The 16,231-nt window shown below is 66.6% G+C and carries 17 protein-coding genes and 1 tRNA gene; 14 read left to right on the top strand and 4 right to left on the bottom strand.

Annotation, left to right across the window (positions count from 1 at the left end):
• Positions 1 to 818 precede the first annotated feature (818 nt).
• Positions 819 to 1,139, top strand: a complete 321-nt coding sequence (locus RM96_RS32330; RefSeq protein ID WP_039015819.1) for a DUF1840 domain-containing protein — start codon at positions 819 to 821, stop codon at positions 1,137 to 1,139.
• Between the two features lie 109 nt (positions 1,140 to 1,248).
• Entirely contained in the window at positions 1,249 to 1,704 is a 456-nt protein-coding gene (locus tag RM96_RS32325; RefSeq protein ID WP_039015818.1) for a universal stress protein, read from the top strand.
• Positions 1,705 to 1,722: 18 nt separating this feature from the next.
• On the opposite strand, the gene RM96_RS32320 is transcribed toward RM96_RS32325, so the two are convergent.
• Together RM96_RS32320 and RM96_RS32315 are read right to left on the bottom strand one after the other, a co-directional pair.
• Positions 1,723 to 2,580: a 3-keto-5-aminohexanoate cleavage protein gene (locus RM96_RS32320; RefSeq protein ID WP_039015817.1), complete on the bottom strand. Its 858-nt coding sequence runs from the start codon at positions 2,578 to 2,580 to the stop codon at positions 1,723 to 1,725.
• Positions 2,577 to 3,545 (bottom strand): 3-hydroxyacyl-CoA dehydrogenase family protein, encoded by a 969-nt coding sequence (locus tag RM96_RS32315; protein WP_039015816.1) that lies wholly within the window; start codon positions 3,543 to 3,545, stop codon positions 2,577 to 2,579. Before RM96_RS32315 ends, RM96_RS32320 begins: the two co-directional genes overlap by 4 nt.
• A gap of 162 nt (positions 3,546 to 3,707) precedes the next feature.
• On the opposite strand from RM96_RS32315, the gene RM96_RS32310 reads away from it, so the two are divergent.
• From RM96_RS32310 to RM96_RS32260, 12 genes are all read left to right on the top strand, one after another.
• Positions 3,708 to 4,664: a LysR family transcriptional regulator gene (locus RM96_RS32310; protein WP_039015815.1), complete on the top strand. Its 957-nt coding sequence runs from the start codon at positions 3,708 to 3,710 to the stop codon at positions 4,662 to 4,664.
• Entirely contained in the window at positions 4,661 to 4,816 is a 156-nt protein-coding gene (locus RM96_RS39615; RefSeq protein WP_193752566.1) for a hypothetical protein, read from the top strand. Before RM96_RS32310 ends, RM96_RS39615 begins: the two co-directional genes overlap by 4 nt.
• A gap of 104 nt (positions 4,817 to 4,920) precedes the next feature.
• The gene (locus RM96_RS32305) at positions 4,921 to 6,033 is read left to right on the top strand and encodes a PAS domain-containing sensor histidine kinase (protein WP_052279876.1); all 1,113 of its coding nucleotides are present in this window, start codon (positions 4,921 to 4,923) and stop codon (positions 6,031 to 6,033) included.
• A gap of 4 nt (positions 6,034 to 6,037) precedes the next feature.
• Positions 6,038 to 6,688, top strand: coding sequence for a response regulator (locus RM96_RS32300; RefSeq protein WP_039015814.1), 651 nt, complete (start codon positions 6,038 to 6,040; stop codon positions 6,686 to 6,688).
• 322 nt (positions 6,689 to 7,010) lie between these two features.
• Positions 7,011 to 8,279, top strand: a complete 1,269-nt coding sequence (locus tag RM96_RS32295; RefSeq protein ID WP_193752565.1) for an amidohydrolase family protein — start codon at positions 7,011 to 7,013, stop codon at positions 8,277 to 8,279.
• A gap of 62 nt (positions 8,280 to 8,341) precedes the next feature.
• On the top strand, positions 8,342 to 8,881 hold the full coding sequence (locus RM96_RS32290; RefSeq protein WP_039015813.1) for a DUF1097 domain-containing protein: 540 nt from the start codon (positions 8,342 to 8,344) through the stop codon (positions 8,879 to 8,881).
• Positions 8,882 to 8,981: 100 nt separating this feature from the next.
• Positions 8,982 to 10,691 carry a gamma-glutamyltransferase gene (gene ggt, locus RM96_RS32285; RefSeq protein WP_052279875.1) on the top strand — a complete coding sequence of 570 codons (1,710 nt, stop codon included), beginning with the start codon at positions 8,982 to 8,984 and terminating at the stop codon, positions 10,689 to 10,691.
• A gap of 266 nt (positions 10,692 to 10,957) precedes the next feature.
• Positions 10,958 to 11,044 (top strand) — tRNA-Leu (locus RM96_RS32280).
• A 53-nt stretch (positions 11,045 to 11,097) separates the two neighbouring features.
• Positions 11,098 to 11,466 (top strand): c-type cytochrome, encoded by a 369-nt coding sequence (locus RM96_RS32275; RefSeq protein ID WP_039015812.1) that lies wholly within the window; start codon positions 11,098 to 11,100, stop codon positions 11,464 to 11,466.
• A 39-nt stretch (positions 11,467 to 11,505) separates the two neighbouring features.
• Positions 11,506 to 12,459 (top strand): prolyl aminopeptidase, encoded by a 954-nt coding sequence (gene pip / locus RM96_RS32270; RefSeq protein ID WP_039015811.1) that lies wholly within the window; start codon positions 11,506 to 11,508, stop codon positions 12,457 to 12,459.
• 58 nt (positions 12,460 to 12,517) lie between these two features.
• Positions 12,518 to 13,168: a dihydrofolate reductase family protein gene (locus RM96_RS32265; protein WP_039015810.1), complete on the top strand. Its 651-nt coding sequence runs from the start codon at positions 12,518 to 12,520 to the stop codon at positions 13,166 to 13,168.
• A 114-nt stretch (positions 13,169 to 13,282) separates the two neighbouring features.
• The gene (locus RM96_RS32260; protein ID WP_039015809.1) at positions 13,283 to 13,750 is read left to right on the top strand and encodes a nucleoside deaminase; all 468 of its coding nucleotides are present in this window, start codon (positions 13,283 to 13,285) and stop codon (positions 13,748 to 13,750) included.
• Positions 13,751 to 13,771: 21 nt separating this feature from the next.
• Here the strand turns inward: RM96_RS32260 and RM96_RS32255 are convergent, their stop codons facing one another.
• Together RM96_RS32255 and RM96_RS32250 are read right to left on the bottom strand one after the other, a co-directional pair.
• Positions 13,772 to 14,467 (bottom strand): GntR family transcriptional regulator, encoded by a 696-nt coding sequence (locus RM96_RS32255; RefSeq protein WP_039015808.1) that lies wholly within the window; start codon positions 14,465 to 14,467, stop codon positions 13,772 to 13,774.
• Positions 14,468 to 14,470: 3 nt separating this feature from the next.
• Entirely contained in the window at positions 14,471 to 16,204 is a 1,734-nt protein-coding gene (locus RM96_RS32250) for an IlvD/Edd family dehydratase (RefSeq protein ID WP_039015826.1), read from the bottom strand.
• Positions 16,205 to 16,231: the final 27 nt, after the last annotated feature.

The following is a 16,231-nucleotide window of genomic DNA, read 5'->3' as shown; positions in this document are numbered from 1 at the left end:
CGCCCAAAAGTAGGCAAAAGGCGCCGTCTGTCCTCGGCGGACGGCCAGTCTTATCGTAGTGTTCGACGGTTTTTGTACGGGTATACGCTTCAGGGCATAGCTACGATGCCTGCCGCGTGGTAACGAGACGGCGCGAGGCATTGACAGACCGTCCTCCCGACCTCGTGAGAGCGGAGTGGTATGCAGCTTGAGACCCGGCGGCATGTGCAGCCGAATCGCGCCCCACAGTTGGGGTCCAAAAACTCTTGCCGCAGGCACGCCGCTCGATCACGTGCCACTCCGCTCTCACGAGGTCGGGAGGACGGCGCTGTTCCCGGCGTTGCCCCTGGCGATCTGCGCGGCAGGCAGTCCAGTTATGCCCTGAAGCAAATACCCGTACAAAAACCGTCGCTCACTACGATAAGACTCCCGCCCGGCGGGCAAGAAGGCGCTTTTTGCTTCCTTTTTGGCGCAGTCAAAAAGGGAGTCGCCGGCTACGCCGGCGAAACAGCAGAGCGCCCAAGAACCCAGACCCGAAATCCGGCGAAGAACCAAAAATCTGCAGTCAGTCCGGACGGCTTAAGTCCGTTTTAAGTTTCGCCCTGTACGTTGAACGAAGATCGCCGCTGCCGTTTGGGCGAACCCTGTACGGATGCCACGACTCCAACAGTCACCGGCGTCGCGTACTTGAATATGTCACAACATGACATAACGTCGTAGCAGGGAATCGAGAGGGACGAATACTTCCGGAACCGTGACAAGTCCCACGGCTGCGGTGCCTGAACGTGACCCCTTGAGTACAAGGCGGCCCGCTGTTAACAACGTGCGGAGGAACTCATATGCTTGTCAGACTTCACTGCCGGGCCACGCAGGACATCACCATGCTTCGCGATCAGGCGCAGTATCTGCTGGGGATTGTCGGCAAGCGCATCGGTGCCCGCGGCGCGATTGCCTACAGCGAATTGCCCGAAGCCATCAGCAAGCTTGAGGCCGCCATCCGTGCAGACGGACAGCCTGCGAAACAAGGTGGCACTGCCAGTCGTCATGCATCGGTGGCGGCTGGCGGGGCACCTGGCGTCCTCGCGCAGCGCGCCTATCCTCTCCTCGACATGATGCGGGAGGCGCTTCGCCAGCATGCGGACATCCTTTGGGGAGTCTGACCGGCAACGGCGCTCGCAGCGCATACTTGCGAGAATTCCATTCCTCAATGCATCCGGACGGCGCCCCGGCGTTCGTTGCGCACGCGGATGCCAGGCCAGGAGAACGACAATGGCCCTGTTTTCTCGAATCTTGCTCTGCTATGACGGAACACGGGAAGGACGCAGGGCGCTCCTCTACGGTGCGGAACTGGCAAGGGAGCGGCAGGCGAAGACGCATCTGCTTGCGGTCCTCGACAATGCCTACTGGCTTCGCGGCTTCGATGCCCTGGCGATGGAGGCCGCCTCGATCGAGGAGCAGTCGGCTCGCGACATCCTCAGCGAAGGCGTGGAAAGGCTCAAGGCGTACGGCGTCGACGCCGTGGGCCATCTCGCGACGGGCAGTCCGATCGAGCGGATCTCCCAGATGGCAAGGGAACTGAATGTGGACCTGGTCGTGGTGGGCCACCGCAGGTGTGGCATGCTGGCGCGCTGGTGGGCGGGCCAGGGCCATGGCCTGCTGCTGGATAAAGTGCCCTGCAGTGTGCTGATAGCCATTGAACCGGCCCCATCCGAACCGGAAGCGTGACCGGCAACGGCCACGGGCTCAACGCACCTCGCCATAAATTCGCCGCGCATCGGCGGCGCTCGCAAGCGGGCGGCCCAACGTCAGCCCACCCTGCGCCGCTTGTGCCACCAGCGCCGCATTGCCAGCCGCCAGGCTGCCATCGCGCAGGAACAGGTTGTTCTCGAACCCCACCCGCACGTGTCCGCCGAAAGCGGCGGCTGCGGTGACGCAAGCATTCTCCTCGCGGCCGAACGCACAGATCGCCCACGGCAACGTGCCGTCCGCCACCTGCAGGAATGGCAGCAGGTCGCGGGGCGAGGATACTTGCCCGGCCGAGTAGCGGCCCAGCACATACAGCACCGACCACGCTCCCGGCGGCACCAGCCCACGCTCGCGCATCGACTGCCAGCGCTGCACGTCCGCCGCGTCATACAGGATGATCTGGGCCATGATGCGCTCGCGCGCGATCCATGCAAAGAATGCCGCCAGCTCGCTCTCCGGAATGTCGGGCACGGCAACTTCGCGCAGGCCGATCGAGACTGCTTCCGGCCGCAACTCACGCACCATTGCCATCTGCTCGGCCGCCTTGTAGATGCCGGCGGCCTCGCTGGTGACCTGCACCAGCAGCGCATCGCCCACGGCCTGCTTCACGGCGGCCAGGGCGTCGCGGTAGGTCTGCGCGTCTAGCGAGTGCCGCCCTTCCGCATCGCGCACATGCATGTGCATCATCGCGGCGCCGGCATCGAGGCAGGCCTTCGCATCGGCCGCCAGCGCCGCGGCGGTCAGCGGCACGGCCGGATGGTCGGACGCACGCTTGTAGGCACCATTCGGCGCGACGGTGATAATCAGCGGCGAATCGGCAAGCGGCACGCCGGCAACGGTAGTGGGTTGGGTCATGGCTGGATCTCCGGCAGTTCTGGTGCAATCAGGTCAAGGCCGGCGCGCAGCAGGCGGTCATAGCGCGCACGTTCGGCGGCAATGGTTTCCGGCGTCCACGGGTAGAAGCCTTCCCCTCGCTTCATGCCGTGGCGCCCGTCCGCCGCGCGCTCGGTCAGGCAGCGCGCCGGATGGTCATCGTTGCAGAAAGTCGGGTACATGGTAGCGCCGGCCGCCGCATGCACTTCGATGCCGGCATGGTCGCGCTGCAGCACGGGGCCTGCTGCCAGGAAGCGGAAACCGAATCCGAACCGCACTGCTGCGTCCACGTCTTCGGGCGAGGCAATGCCGCGATCGATCAGGCTGAAGGCCTCGCGCGACAGCGCATGCTGCAGCCGGTTGGCAAGGAAGCCTGGCAGGTCCTGCCGCACCTTGACCGGCACCATGGCGCAACGGCGCATGAAGGCGATCAGCGCATCCGCGCAGGCCTCGTCGCTGTCGGCGCCCATCACCACTTCCACCAGCGGCACCAGGTGGGCCGGCATGAAGAAGTGCAGGCCCAGCATCCGCCCGCGCGTGGGCAAGCCGGCGCCGATGGCGCTGATCGGGAAGCTCGAGCTGTTGCTGGTCAGCACGGCGTCGGGCCGCGCGCGGGGCACCAGGTCGGCAAACAACTGCTGCTTGAGCTCCAGGCGCTCGGGAATGCACTCGATGACGAGGTCCACCGTGGACCAGTCGATGGCATCCAGATCCGCGACCACAGCCAGCCGGGTGGCGCCTTCTGCACGGCCGATGGCGGACAGGTTTTCGGCAACGCGCACGGGCAGCGCGGCGGCGCGGCCTGCGTCGGGCTCGACCACGGTGGTGCGGCATAGCGCGCGGGTCAGGACGACAGCCACGTCGGCGCCCATGGTGCCGCCGCCCACCACCACCGCATGTGCGGCGCCGGGGCGGGTCAGGGTGACCGGAGCGGTCGGATTCTGCATAGGATCTCCAGGAATAGCGGTACGCCAGCACCACGGATCGGAATGGCAGCAGTGTAAAGAAGCCGCTTTGATAGATGAAGTCGATTTTATGGATAGAATGATCGCCAACCCAGATCAATCTCATTCCTTTTCCATATCGCCCTCCCGGGCGTCCGCAGGCTTATGAAGATCAACCTGTCGATGCGCGATATCGAGACCACGCTGGTCCTCGGCCGCACCCTGAACTTCCGGCAGGCGGCCAGCCAGCTGCACCTGTCGCAATCCGCCCTCTCCACCCAGATCCTGCGCATCGAAGAATCGCTCGGCGTGCGCCTGTTCGACCGCACCACCCGCACCGTGCGCCTGACGGCGGCCGGCAAGGTCTTCATGCAGCAGGCCGCGCTGCTGCAGACCGCCTTTCGTGGCGCCATCGATGCGGTGACCGGCATTGCCAGCGCCGAAAAGGGCCAGGTGGCCGTAGCGGCGCTGCCGTCGCTGGCGGCGCGCATGCTGCCGCGCGTGCTGATGGCCTACCACCGCGCGCGGCCGGAAGTGGCGCTCAAGGTGTTCGATACGCTGTCCGGCCCCGCCTTCGACCTGGTGCGCTCGGGCGACGTGGATTTCGCCCTGACCGCCGCCGACCCGCAGCAGGCCGACCTGCACTATGAGCCGCTGCTGTCCGACCGCTTCGTGCTGCTGATTCCGGCGGCGCACCCGCTGGCGCGCGCCTCCGGTCCGCTGCGCTGGGCCGATACCGCCAGCGCGCCGCATGTATCGATGACCCACCCGAGCAGCGTGCGCCAGTACGCCGAGTGGGCCTTCCTGCAGAACCGCATCCGCTTCCAGCCGGTATTCGAGGCGGAGCACCTGGCCACCATCGCGGCCATGGTCGAATGCGGCTTTGGCGTGGCGGCCCTGCCGGAAATTGCCGCCGGCACGGTGCGCCAGCCCGGCATTGTCGAGCGGCTGCTGACGGCGCCGCTGACCGAACGCTCGATCGGGCTCGTCACGCTGCGCAACCGCAGCCTGTCCCCGGCTGCAACCGAGCTGGCCGAGGCGGTACGCGCACACCTGAAAGGCGACGGGAGCGGCAGCGGTGCCCACACCAGCCAGGAAAGCGGAGCGGAAGCTGGAGCATGACGATGCGCGAGGAAACCGTGATCTCGAAGGCAGCGTTCAACCAGATTGCGCAGGTGATACAGCATGCGTGGCAGGCGAACCTGCAGCGGCCGGCATTGCGCAGTGGCGGCACGCACGGAGAGCGCTGGCACGATCCCACCGCGTGCCAATAGTGGAAAACTAGCAGAGCATTCCCCCCGCTGCCGATCTATATTGCCCACAGCCCGGCAACAGCACCTGCCGCAATGCCGCGACTGATGAGCCATCGGCATCAATCATGGCGATTGTCGCGATCGGCGCATACGACACGACCGGAGCGTTGGGGGAGACGGTGGACATCTATTCGGCACTGCACAGGGCCATACTCAACAACATTCCCGACCAGGCCTGGCTGAAGGACCGGGATTCGCGCTACATCCTCGTCAACGACGCCTTCATGGCCGCCTGCGGCCTGCCCGAGGAGAACATCCTCGAGCGCACGCCCGCCGACGTGTGGTCGGCAAGCTGGGCGCGCAAGTACCTGCGCACCGACCGCGCGGTGGTGCGCAGCGGCCAGCGCAGCCGCTATGAGGAAAGCCGCTGCGGCAAGGACGGCAAGCTGCGCTGGTACGACACCATCAAGACGCCGATCCGCGACGAACACGGCGAAGTCATCGGCACCGTCGGCATCTCGCGCGATATCACCGAAAGCAAGCGGGCGCAGCAGGAGCTGCTGGCCTCGCGCACGCAGCTGCGCGAATTGTCGGCCTACCTGGAGTCCGTACGCGAAGCGGAGCGCACGCGCATCTCGCGCGAGCTGCACGACGAGCTGGGCCAGTCGCTCACCGCGCTGCGGCTCGGCCTGAACCTGCTTGAATCCCAGGGCCATGGCGCCCACGACTGGCGCACGCAAGTGCAGATGCTCAAGGACATTGCCGATTCGACGGTGGAATCCGTGCAGCGGATCGCCGCCGACCTGCGCCCGCCCATGCTGGACGAGCTTGGCCTGATCGCCGCCATCGAGTGGCTGGCGGAATCCATGGCCGAGCGTGGCGGCATGCAATGCACCCTGCGCCTGCCCGCCACGCCTTGCGCGTTCGGACGCGAACTCAGCACCGCCATTTTCCGCATTACCCAGGAGTCGCTCACCAATGCCTGCCGCCACGGCCGTGCCAGCCATGTGCTGGTGGTGATGTGCGAAGAGCCGGCGCTGGTCCGGCTGCGCATCTCCGACAACGGACGCGGCATCGATTCCAGTCCGGACAGGCGGCATCGCAGCCTCGGTCTGCTCGGCATGCATGAACGCGCGCTGATGCTGGGCGGCCGCCTGACGGTGCAAAGCGAGCCGGGCGCCGGCACCTGCGTGGAAGCAGAACTCCCGAAAGCCGGCGCACGCGCCGCAACGGAGTGACGCGATGATACGCATCATGATTGCCGACGATCACGCCATCATCCGCGACGGCCTGAAGAAGATCATCGCGCTGGAGCCGCAGATGTGCGTGACCGACGAGGCCGCCGATGGTGACGAGGTGCTGGCCAAAGTCCGGCAGAGCACCGCCGACATCCTGCTGCTCGACATGTCGATGCCGGGCCGCAGCGGCATCGCCCTGATCCGGCAGATCCGCGCCAGCCGGCCCGAACTGCCGGTGCTGGTCCTCAGCATGTACCGCGAATCGCAGTACGCGGTGCAGGCCATCCGCGCCGGCGCCGCCGGCTACCTGACCAAGAATGCCGAGGCCGTTCAGCTGGTCGGCGCCATCCGCAAGGTCGCGCTGGGCGGCACCTTCGTCTCCGCGCAGATCGCGGAGAAACTGATCCGGCAGATGCATCATCCGGAAGCCGATCTCCCGCACACCTCGCTGAGCGCACGTGAACTCCAGATCTTCACGATGCTGGTGGAGGGCAGCGGCATCAACGAGATCGCCAACGCGCTGTCGCTGAGCAACAAGACGGTCAGCACGCACAAGGCCAACATCCTGCACAAGATGGACATTGCCTCCACCGCCGGACTGGTGCACTACGCCATCCGCCACGGGCTGCTCGGCGAAGTTTGCGGCGCGCCATGAACTCACCGGCTGGCGGCTAAGAGACGCTATCAAAATGAAGCGAAGCGGTTCTGGCTAGGCGCGCGGCCGCAGACAGTACAAGTAGTACGGCAAGGCCGCGCAACGACGCCAGAATCATTTTGATAGCGTCTCTAAGGAAATCCTTAGGCAAAAACCAGCCGATCCCGATGCCATCCTCCGGCTCGGACGTCTAGCCTTACTTCCAACGCAGCGCCTGCGCGCTACCGTCCAGGTCCATCGGAACCCGCGGGAGCCCCGGGAAATGCCGACCTGCGCCCGGTGCGCCCCCTGCCAGCCATCCGAACACTGAAGGAGACCAGCCATGCCCATGGACCTGCTGATCCGCAACGCCTGCGTCCGCGACGATGAACCGCTGACGGATATCGCCATCCGCGACGGACGCATCGTGCATATGGAGCCCGGCATCGACATCGGCGCTGCCGAAATCATCGACGCCGGCGGCCGCGCCGTCATCCCGGGGCTGGTGGAACCGCACCTGCACCTGGACAAGGCCTTGCTGCATCGCCGCCTGCCGGCGCGCTTCGGCACGCTGGACGAAGCCATTCGTGTCACCGGCGTGCTCAAGAGCAAACAGGAGCGCCACGATGTGCTGGACCGCTCGCGCCAGGTGCTCGACATGGCCGTCAGGAACGGCACGGTGGCGATCCGCGCCCATCCGGACGTCGACCTTATCCAGGGGCTGATCGGCGTGGAGACCGCGCTTGAACTGAAGGACGAGTACAAAGACCTGCTCGACCTGCAGATCGTCGCCTTTCCCCAGGAGGGCATCCTCAAGTCGCAGGGCACCACCGACCTGATGCTCGATGCGTTGCGCCTGGGCGCCGATGTGGTGGGCGGCTGCCCGTACAACGAGCTGAACTGGGACGATACCCGGCGCCATATCGACATCGTGTTCGAGCTGGCGCAGCGCTTTGACCTGCCCATCGACATGCATGCCGACTTTGCCGACGATACCGGCGACCAGCGCTTCGCGGCGGTCTCGTACATCGCGCAGAGAACCATCGAGACCGGTTATCAGGGCCGCGTTTCGCTCGGGCACGTGACCAGCCTCGGCGCGCTCGATCCGGACCAGCTCGGGCCGCTCATCGATCAGTTGCGCGAGGCGCAGATCAGCATCGTCACGCTGCCTGCCACCGATCTCTATCTCGGCGGCCGTAAAGACCGCAGCAACCCCCGGCGCGCACTGACGCCCGTCAAGGCCTTGCACAGCGGCGGCGTCAACGTGGCGTACTCGTCCAACAATATCCGCAATGCCTTCACGCCTTTCGGCAAAGCCGACATGCTGCTGATCGGCAACATGCTGGCGCACGTGGCGCAGTTCGGCGTGCCCGATCACCAGCAGGCGATCCTCGACATGGGCACGCACCACGCCGCCCGCGCCATCGGCCTGGGCCGCGACTACGGCATCGCCGTCGGCAAGCAGGCCGACCTGGTCATTCTCGACACCTTCAAGGTAGCCGACGCGCTGCTCGACATCCCTGCCCGCCTGTGGGTCGTCAAGCGCGGAAAGATCACGGTGGTCACCGAGCATCGCTGCACGATCCACCGCCACCAGTGCTGCCCGCACTGAAATCCGGGCCCGGCCCGGCAAAAGCACGAAGAGGGCAACACAACTACACCGAGGAGACCACCATGAAAAAGCTGCCACCCGAAATTGCCGCATCGCTGCTGGCCGTCACTACCGTGCTGATCGCACTGCCGCCCTACCACCTGCCGCCGTGGGCGATCTTTATCAGCTGGGCCGCCACCTTCGCCATGGGCGGGCCAACGCCGCGGAACCTGCGGCGGATCTGGCCCACGCTGCCGGTAGGCTCGCTGTTTGCCTTCCTGATCGTGCTCGGATTCAGGCAGGCGTCCGGCCACTTCACCGGCACTTCGTTCATCGTCGCGCAGATGGTGATCCTGTTCTGCCTGAACGCCAGCATGATGGCGCTGGCCCGGTTCATCCCCATGCTCAGCTTTATCCCGGGCATGTTCTTCGGCTTCGCTTCCTACTTTGCCACGCTGTTCGGCGGGTTCGGCCCTGTGCCGCACGATCCGCTGGTCGCGCTCGGCGCGGTGGTCGCCATGAACGCCCTCGGGCCGGCCTATGCATGGCTCAAGGACCGCCTCTCGGCGCCGGAAGCCGTCAGCAAGGGCAAGGCCTGGCAAGGCGCGGAGCTCGAGGCCTGAGGCTGCCTGCACTGGGCGGGCCGGATATTCGACGGCCCCGCCCAGTGGAACCAATCCGGGCATTGCCGCGTGCAATGCCAGACCACTGTGAGGGAGATACATGGCTTCGATCGGAGAGAAAGGCGATATCGGCGTAGACGTGGCACGCCGCGATTTCCTTGCCTGCTCGGCAACACTGGCCAGCGCCGCCGTGCTGCCGGCCCCGGCGCGGGCGCACGTGCCTGCGGCCCCGGCAGGGCTGGCGCAATCGACGCGCGGCATGGCCACCAGCCCCCATGACCTGGCCACCCGGGCCGGGCTGGAGGTACTGCAGGCAGGCGGCAACGCCATCGAAGCGGCCATCGCGATCGGCGCCGTGCTGTGCGTGACCTATCCGCACTTCACCGGCCTGGGCGGCGACGCTTTCCTCGTCATCAGCGACCGGAACGGCAATACGCGAACGCTGTCCGGCATCGGCCAGGCTGCCGCCCGGCCGCCGGCCTACACAGGCGCCATTCCGGTTCGCGGTCCCGCGTCTGCGCTGACCGCCGCCGCCACCGTGGCCACCTGGGAGCAGGCATTCGAATTCAGCAACCGGCACTGGGATGGCAAGCGATCGTGGCGCTCGCTCATGGCGCGGGCCGTCGAGTATGCGGGCAACGGCTTCCCGGTCACGCCGTCGCAGCGCTTCTGGCAGGATCTGCGCGCCAGCGAACTGAAGGACTGGCCGGGCTTTAGCCGCGTGTTCATGCCGCAGGGGCGGATTCCCGAGGTCGGCGAGACCTTCCGCCAGCCCGCACTGGCACGCACGCTCGAGCAACTCGCGGCGCAGGGCCCGCGCGAGTTCTACGAAGGCGACCTCGCAACCCGCATCGCCGCCGGCCTGCAGCAGGCCGGCTCGCCCCTGACCACCGCCGACCTGGCGGCCTGCCGGGCCCGCGAAGAGGCGCCACTGCGGGTGCCCTACCGCGACGGCGAGCTGCTGGGCCTGCGTCCGCCCACGCAAGGCATCACCACGCTTGAGATCATGGGCATTCTCAACCGCTTCGACCTCGCCGCCATTCCCGAAGGCAGCGCGGACTACTACCACCTGCTGGTGGAAGCGGTAAAGCAGGCCTTCCTCGACCGCAACCGTTACGTGGCCGATCCCGACTTTGTCGACGTGCCGGTCGAGCGGCTGCTGTCGCACGAGAATCTCGACGCCCACGCCCGGCGCATCCGCATGGATCGCGCGCTGTCATGGCCCTACGTGTTCAAGCCCGGCGACACAGCCTATATCGCCGCCGCGGACCAGGCCGGCAATTGCGTCAGCATGCTGCAGACCGTCTACTTCGACTGGGGCAGCGGCGTGGTGGCGGGCGACACCGGCATCCTCTGGCACAACCGCGGCGCGTCGTTCAGCCTGGATCCACGCAGCCCCAATGTATTGCAGCCGGGCAAGCGGCCGTTCCACACGCTGAACCCCGGCATGTACCTCAGGCAGGGCCAGCCGCACCTGCTCTACGGCACGCAGGGCGCCGACGGCCAGCCGCAGACACTCGCGGCGCTGCTGACCCGGCTGATCGACTACCGGATGGACCCGCTCACGGCGCTGTCGCGCCCGCGCTTCCTGCTCGGCAAGACCTTCTCCGACAGCCGCGACACGCTCAAGCTCGAACAGGACGCCGGCGAGGCGGTATTCGCCGCACTGACCGCACGCGGCCACGAAATGAGCCGGATTCCCGCGCAAAGCCAGCTGGCCGGGCACCCGGGCGCGATATGGATCGACGCCGCCGGCCGCATGACTGGCGCGCACGATCCGCGCAGTGATGGGATGGCGATCGGTATCTGAGTCTGGGGGTGGTTTTGGCGGCAGCGCTGTGGATGCCGTCTTTTTTTGTTAGGTCCTTCGACGGATTTCGGGTCTGGGTTCTTGGAGGCGCTGCTGTTTCGCCGGCGTAGCCGGCGACTCCCTTTTTGACGGCGTCAGAAAGTAACTCGCCCGGCAGGGCGAAACGGGGCCGTCGAACCTTCGACAACGCCCAACCGCAGCCCCTACATCCCCATCCTTGGGGCTTGCAATTTCCAAACAGTTGGGTAAAATTCGCGCCTCACCTTGCCCAGGTGGCGGAATTGGTAGACGCACTAGGTTCAGGTCCTAGCGGTGGCAACACTGTGGAGGTTCGAGTCCTCTCCTGGGCACCAGCATTGAAAGCAAGAGGCCTGCACCCGATGCAGGCCTCTTGCTTTGTACCCGCATGAACAAAGCCTCCCTGCTGATCCTGGCCCTGTTGGTCCACACCGGCGCTCACGCCGGGGCAGACATTCAGGCCGGCAAGGCCGTTTTCGACACGCGATGCGCGTCCTGCCACCGCGTCGGCCCCTCGGCGCGGGCCGGCTTTGGACCTCACCTCAATGCCGTCTTCGGCAGGACCGCCGGCGGCACCAGCGACTACCAGTACTCCCCGGCCATGAAGGCCTCCCGCATCGTGTGGACGGACGACACGCTGCGCGCGTTCATCCAGTCGCCTGGCAAGGTCGTGCCGGGCACCCGGATGCGCTTCTGGGGCATCAGCAACGAGAAGCAGATCAGCGATCTGCTGGCGTACCTGCATACGTACGGCTAGCGCTACACTCTGGCATTGCACGCATCCGCAGGGTCTGCCATGCCACAACTTCGCTCGCTCTATCCCGCCATTGAACCCTATGAGACCGGCACGCTGGATGTCGGTGACGGGCACGTGATCTACTACGAACGCGTCGGCACGCCCGGTGCCAAGCCGGCGGTATTCCTGCATGGCGGTCCCGGTGGCGGCATATCGGCCGATCACCGCCGGCTGTTCGATCCGGCGCGCTACGACGTGCTGCTGTTCGACCAGCGCGGTTGCGGCCATTCCACGCCGCACGCGGGGCTGGAGGCCAATACCACGTGGCATCTGGTGGAAGATATCGAGCGCCTGCGCGAGCTGGCCGGCGCGCAGCGCTGGCTGGTGTTCGGCGGCTCGTGGGGTTCCACGCTGGCGCTGGCCTATGCGCAGAAGTACCCCGAGCGGGTCAGCGAGCTGGTGCTGCGCGGCGTCTATACCGTGTCCCAGGCGGAGCTGGACTGGTACTACCAGTACGGCGTCTCGGAGATGTTTCCCGAGAAGTGGGCCCGCTTCCAGGCCCCCGTTCCGGAAGCCGAACGCGGCAACATGATGGCCGCCTACCGCAAGCTGCTGACCGGCAGCGACGTGGAGAAACAGCTGGAGGCGGCCAGGGCGTGGAGCGTATGGGAAGGCGAGACCATTACCTTGCTGCCAGATCCGGCCAACAGCGCAAAGCATGCCGACGGCCATTTTGCGCTGGCGTTCGCCCGGCTGGAGAACCACTACTTCACGCATCGCTGCTGGCTGGAAGACGGACAACTGCTGCGCGACGCGCATCGCCTTGCCGGCATTCCTGGCGTCATCGTGCACGGCCGCTACGATATGCCCTGCCCGGTCCGGTATGCGTATGCCCTGCACCAGGCATGGCCACAGGCCGATTTCCACCTGATCGAGGGAGCAGGCCATGCCTGGACCGAGCCCGGAATCCTCGATCAGCTGATTGCCGCCACCGACCGCTTCGCGGCACGGTAGCGGCAGGTATTGGCATCCCGACCCCTCGATACGAGATCGCGAACCGGAGGACCACCAAATGAGCAAAGTAAGAGTGAACGGCTTTGCCCTGTCAGTCGACGGCTATGGCGCCGGCCCCGGACAAAGCCTGGAGAACCCGCTTGGCGTGGGCGGCATGGCGCTGCATGAATGGGCGTTCGCCACGCGGAGCTTCCATGAAATGCTTGGCAAGGAGGGCGGCGACACAGGCGTGGACAACGACTTCCTGGTGCGCGGCTTCGCCAATGTGGGTGCGTGGATCCTCGGGCGCAATATGTTCGGCCCGGTGCGCGGCCCCTGGCCCGACGATGCCTGGAAGGGCTGGTGGGGCCCCAACCCGCCCTACCATGTGCCGGTGTTCGTGCTGACACATCACGCCCGGCCCTCCATCGAGATGGAGGGTGGCACGACCTTCCATTTCGTGACCGAAGGCATCCACGTTGCGCTGGCGCGTGCCCGCGAAGCCGCGCAGGGCCGCGACGTACGGCTTGGCGGCGGCGTGGCAACGATCCGGCAATACCTGCAGGCCGGCCTGATCGACGAGATGCACCTCGCCATTGCGCCCACCATCCTCGGCAGCGGCGAGTCCCTGCTGCAGGGCATCGACCTGCGGGCCCTTGGCTACGAATGCCCCGAGCACGTCGGCTCGACAGGCGCCATGCATGTGGTGCTGGGAAAGAAGACCGGCTAGCGTCTGCGCATATGCAGCCTCCTATACGCCTCATAACAGGCTGCACCAGTCCCGAAACGCATGCCGCCTTATATTTCCAGGCAACCGATTCCCTGACCGCAAAGGAGCGCATGCATGCCGGAGACAGAAGCCTATCTGATCGAATCGATCCGCCTCGCCATGGAGAACGTACGCGAGCGCAACACCTGGCCTTTCGGTGCGGTGGTCGTCAGGGACGGCAAGATCCTGGCGCGCGCCGTGAATGAGGTCGACGCAAAATGCGACCCGAGCGCTCACGCGGAGATGCAGGCCGTGCGCGCCGCCAGCGTTGCGCTCGGCAAGCCGGACCTGAGCGGCTGCACGGTATACGCGAGCGGGTACCCGTGTCCGATGTGCCTGACCGCGATGTACCTTTCGGGTGTGGAGGCCGTCTACTACGCCTACTCGAATGAAGACGGCGCGCCCTATGACCTGTCCGCCGAGCGTGGTTACGTGGAGTTGGCCAGGCCGCTTGACCAGCGGCAGATGAAGCTGGCCTATGTGCCGGCACGGGATCAGGGCAAGGATCTGTATGAGGCCTGGCAGGAAATCCAGGCCCGATAAGCCGGCACGCTGACGCGAGGCCTATGCCTCGCGCTGGCGTAGCCCGCCGCTCTCCCTCTCCCGCTCCGCCGCCAGATACGCATCCCGCGACGGCAGCAAATGGCGGCGGCACAAGTCGACCAGTTCTTCCCGGCACCCTTCGCGCAGCGTCTCGATCATCGCCCAGTGCTCCTGCCGCGCGCGCTCGCGATACGCCGCCGCAGCCAGCGTGCCGAAGCGGATCGGGTGCGTACGTCGGGCGTATTCGCCAATGGCCTGCTGCAGCACGGCGTTGTCCGTCAGCGCGAACAACTCGCGGTGAAACTGCTGGTTGATGCGGAACACGGCGCGCGCATCGCCCGCCGCCACTGCCGCGTCGTGGCGCTGCTGCACCGCCACCAGCGTATCCAGGCGCGCAGCGGGAACGGGCAAGGCGATCTGGCCCGCCGCGTGGCATTCAAGCACCTCGCGCAGGGCGTACAGCTCCATGACCTCCTGCGCAGGGAACGCGCGGACGACCGCGCCGATATTGCGCCTGCGTTCGACCACGCCCATCTGCTCCAGCCCCGCCAGCACCTGCCGCACGACGTGCCGCTTCAGGCCGAATCGCGCCATCAGCTCGTCTTCGGTCAGGCGCTCGCGCGGGTGCAGGCGGCCGAAGACGATGTCTTCTTCGAGCGTGTCCATTGCCTGCTGCGTGGCCTCGGGGACGGGTATTGCCGGATTCGCGTCACGCATGGCTCAGCGCTTGCGCGGTACGGTGTCCACCGTCTGCTCCGCGCGCAGGAAATCAAAGTCCACGCCCTGGTCAGCCTGCGTTACGGTTTCCAGGAACAGCTTGCGATAGCCGCGCTTTGCCGTCGGGCGCTCGGCCGGTTGCGCCGCGGCGCGCCGGGCCAGTTCGGCATCGTCCACCAGCAGCGCAATCTCGCGCCGCGCCACCGACAGGCGGATGCGGTCGCCGTTCTGCACCAGCGCGAGCGGGCCGCCAATTGCCGCTTCAGGCGTCACGTGCAGCACGATGGTGCCAGCCGCGGTCCCGCTCATGCGGCCATCGGAAACGCGCACCATGTCCTTGACGCCGGCGCGGGCGAGTTTCTTCGGGATCGGCATGTAGCCCGCCTCGGGCATGCCGGGCGCGCCGGTCGGCCCGATGCGCTTGAGCACCAGGATGTCATCGGCCTTCACGTCGAGGCCGTCATCATCAATGCGCAGCGCCATGTCCCCGGCGTCCTCGAACACCACGGCACGGCCCTCATGCTCCATCAGCACCGGATTGGCCGCCGACTGCTTGATGATGGCGCCGCCCGGCGCGAGGTTGCCGCGCAGCACGGCGAGGCCACCGGCCGGATAGATCGGGTCCGAGGCGGGACGGATCACGTCCTGCGCGAACGGCGGCGGCGGGGCGTCCAGTTCCTCGCCCAGCGTGCGGCCGGAGACCGTCAGTGCGTCCAGGTGCAGCAGCGGACGCAGCTCGCGCAGCAGCGCAGGCATGCCGCCGGCCTTGTGGAAGTCTTCCATGTAGTGCTGGCCTGATGGCTTCAGGTCCACCAGCACCGGCGTCTCGCGGCTCATGCGGTCCAGCCCGGCCAGGTCGATGTCGATGCCCAGCCGGCCCGCGATGGCGGTCAGGTGGACGATACCGTTGGTCGATCCGCCGATGGCCAGCAGCACCCGCAGCGCGTTCTCGAAGGCCTTGCCGGTCAGGATGCGGTCCGGCGTCAGGCGTGCGGCAGCCATGGCGACAGCGGTGGTGCCGGTGCGCTCGGCGACGCGGATGCGGTCGGCCGTCACCGCCGGGGCGGACGCGCCGCCGGCCACCATCATGCCCAGTGCCTCGGTGATGCAGGCCATGGTGCTGGCCGTGCCCATCACCGAGCAGGTGCCCACGCTGGCGACCAGCTGGTTGTTCACGTCGGCGATTTCCGTGCTGTCGATTTCCTCGGCCCGGTAGCGGCCCCAGTAGCGCCGGCAGTCGGTGCACGCGCCGACGCGTTCGCCGCGGTGCGCGCCCGTCAGCATCGAACCCGTGACCAGCTGGATGGCCGGCACGCCGGCCGAGGCAGCGCCCATCAATTGCGCCGGCACGGTTTTGTCGCACCCTCCGATCAGCACCACGGCGTCCATCGGCTGGGCCCGGATCATTTCCTCGGTGTCCATCGACATCAGGTTGCGCAGGTACATGCTGGTCGGGGCCGAGAAGCTCTCATGCACCGAGATGGTCGGGAAATCGACCGGCAGCCCGCCCGCCAGCATGACGCCGCGCTTGACCGCCTCCACCAGTTGCGGCGCATTGCCGTGGCACGGGTTGTAGCTGCTGCCGGTATTGACGATGCCAATCACCGGACGCGACAACGCGTCATCGGTATAGCCCGCGCCCTTGATAAACGCCTTGCGCAGGAACAGCGAAAAGCCGGTGTCGCCGTAGTTGGTCAGGCCCTTGCTGAGCCCCTGGGCCCCGGTGGTATCCGGCATGTCGGGGGTGTTCTGCGGCGCGTTGGG

The sequence above is a fragment of the Cupriavidus sp. IDO genome, assembly GCF_000812465.1.
GTDB lineage: Bacteria > Pseudomonadota > Gammaproteobacteria > Burkholderiales > Burkholderiaceae > Cupriavidus.
The sequence above is the reverse complement of the archived record's forward strand: the minus strand, read 5'-3'. Positions and strand labels throughout refer to the sequence as shown.